Origin of the sequence: Steroidobacter gossypii, assembly GCF_016801985.1 — a bacterium.
GTDB lineage: Bacteria > Pseudomonadota > Gammaproteobacteria > Steroidobacterales > Steroidobacteraceae > Steroidobacter > Steroidobacter gossypii.
Window position 1 is genome coordinate 1 of sequence record NZ_JAEVLS010000016.1, and the last position, 2,648, is coordinate 2,648.

Here is a 2,648-nt window from a genome sequence, read left to right on the forward strand (position 1 = left end):
TGCGTATTCCAGCGATCGTGAACAGCGATTCCACGCGATGGTGAACAGTGCGTGGTGCCGGCGACTGGAGGGTTGGTTTCTACTTTAGGTGTTCACGATCCGTCAACCACGGCTCAGATTTCCGCCGGCGAGCGTGACTTGCGCATCGACTCACCGGGCACCTTCAGTTCGATGCGATGGCTCTGGTGAACCAGTCGATCCAAGATCGCATCAGCGAGCGTGGGCTCACCGAGATAGGCGTGCCAGGTGTCGACGGGTAACTGACTGGCGACGAGCGTGGAGCCTGTGTTCACGCGGTCATCGAGGATTTCCAGCAGATCAGCGCGGTCTTGAGCAGTCAGCGCGGTGAGGCCCCAGTCATCGAGCACGATGAGTGAGGCTTTCGAGAGCGTCTTGAGGAACTTGATATAGCTACCATCGCCGTGCGCGATGCGTAGTTCTTCGATGAGCCGCGGCACGCGCCAGTACAGCACTGAGTTGCCTTGCCGACAGGTTTGCTGAGCGAGCGCACAGGCGATCCACGTCTTGCCGGAGCCGGTGGCGCCCGTGATGAGCAGGTTCTGCGAACGACGGATCCACTCGCCGGTGGCCAGCGATGCGATCTGACGTTTGTCGAGGCCACGATTGGCCTTGTAGTTGATGTCCTCGATGCTTGCCTGGCTCACCTTCAGCCGTGCGCCACGCAGTAAACGCGTGCGACGCTGGTTGTCTCGCCACAGCCGCTCGCGATCTACGAGCAGCGCGATGCGCTCCTCGAACGAGAGCGATTGCACCGCTGGCGTTTGCTGCTGTTCTTCAAGCGCCTCGAGCAAGCCATGCAGTTTGAGGCTCTTGAGGGTTTCGATGGTCGGATTCGTCAACATCTCTTCTCCGTCGTCAGTGGTAGTAACCAGGTCCGCGCACGTTGCCGTGTGCGGGGAGATCAAGGGCGGGCTCAGCGTTGGCGGGGCGCAGATCGCGACCGCTCTCGAGGATGGATTTCACGCTCTTGCGCGCGGGGCTGCCGAGCCGTCGCGCCAGCGCGCTGGCCGCTTCCAGACGCGCCTCGCCGTATTCACGCGCCAGTGCGAGCAGTCCCAAGCAGGCTCGATAGCCTTGCTCAGGGTGAGGCTTTGAGCGCAGCAAGTGTTCGACGATCGCGCCGGTGTTCGAGCCGATCGATTCGCCCCATTGGATCAGTCGTTTCGGTGACCACTGCGCGTGTGCGCGGTGAGCCTTCGGCATGTGCTCGGGGAGCGTCGTATGCGCGCCGCGCTGATACGACCGTATGTGACTGGCCACGCGCTCGCTTCGGAAGAAGACTTCCACGGTGGTCGCGGTGAAGCGCGCCCAGAGACAGTGACCGACGAGTGCGTGCGGCACGCTGTAGTAATGCCGATCGATCTCGATGTGATAATCGAAGGCAACCGTGCGCTCTTTCCACTCTGCGTACACGTACGGTGCCGGTGGCAACGCACGCATCGCTGGTCGGTCTAGCGCCTCGAACACGCTACGTCGGGAGCCGGGCAGGCGCTGGAACGGTCGCTCGTTGAGCTCGGTGAGCAGCGGCCGGATCGCTGCATTTAGTTCATCCAAGCTAAAGAAGCGTTGGTGACGCAGTCGCGCAAGGATCCAGCGGCACACCAGCAGCACGGTCAGCTCGACGCGGCTTTTGTCTTTCGGACGATACGGTCGCGCCGGGATGATCACCGCTTGGTAGTGCCCAGCGAGCTCCTCGTAGGAGCGCTGCAGCTCCGGCTCGTAACGGTCGGCGCGTGTGACACCGACGCGCGGATTGTCGGGCACGATGATAGTCGGTGCCGCGCCGTAGTACTCCAGTGCTCGCACGTGGCTCGCGAGCCAGTCCGGCAGCGACTGCGTGCGCGTCGCTTCAGCATACGCACAGCCGCTGGCGCCCATCGCAGTGACGAACAGCTGCGCATGGAACGACTCCTCGCCGCCGCGACCATGGATCGGCACGGTGCGCCCGGCGTAGTCGACAAACAGCTTCTCGCCGGCGAAGTGACGCTGGCGCATCGAGCGCTTCAGGCGCTTTTCCCAACGACGATAGATGGCGCAGAAGGCGCTGCGCTGATACGCCGCCTCTCCATAGCGCTCAGCGTACTCTTCCCACAGCAGTTGCAACGTCACGTGTCGGTGGCGTTTGAGTTCGTTGTGGATCCACGCGCAGTCTGGCGCCACCCGCGCGTTGGGCTTGGTCGGCGTCGTCTGCCCGAACACGCGAAGCTCGAGCTCCGCCTCCGACAGGTCTTCCGCGTCGGCCGCGCTGATCCCCGCTGCGCGCACCGCTCGCAGGTACTTTGAGACCGCCCCGATCGACAAATCCAGGGCACGCGCCAGTGCCCGCACGCTCAAATTGCGCGATTGCAGCCCAATCAGCTGCTTCAACTTCGACATGGAGATCCTCTCGTTCGGCATCGACTGCGGCTCCGCGGGGCAAAACCCGCAAGACTACGCAGTTCGCGTCTCGATCAATCTCCAGCAGCCGACAACTTTCCACGCATCGTGAACGCTGTTCCACGATCGTGAACACTTTTCCACGGCTCCTGCCAAAGTGTTCACGGTCCCGTGGAATCGTGTTCACGTTGCCGTGGATTGGGTGTTCACCATCCCGTGGAAAGCCTGTTCACGATCGCGTGGAATACGCA

General features: G+C 62.6%; 2 protein-coding genes. Both read right to left on the reverse strand.

Annotation, left to right across the window (positions count from 1 at the left end; translation table 11 throughout):
- Nucleotides 1-113 precede the first annotated feature (113 nt).
- Complete coding sequence (gene istB, locus JM946_RS29800; protein ID WP_203171106.1) at nt 114-863, reverse strand: IS21-like element helper ATPase IstB; 750 nt, start codon at nt 861-863, stop codon at nt 114-116.
- A 13-nt stretch (nt 864-876) separates the two neighbouring features.
- Entirely contained in the window at nt 877-2,418 is a 1,542-nt protein-coding gene (istA, locus tag JM946_RS29805; protein ID WP_203171107.1) for an IS21 family transposase, read from the reverse strand.
- Between the last annotated feature and the right edge of the window lie 230 nt (nt 2,419-2,648).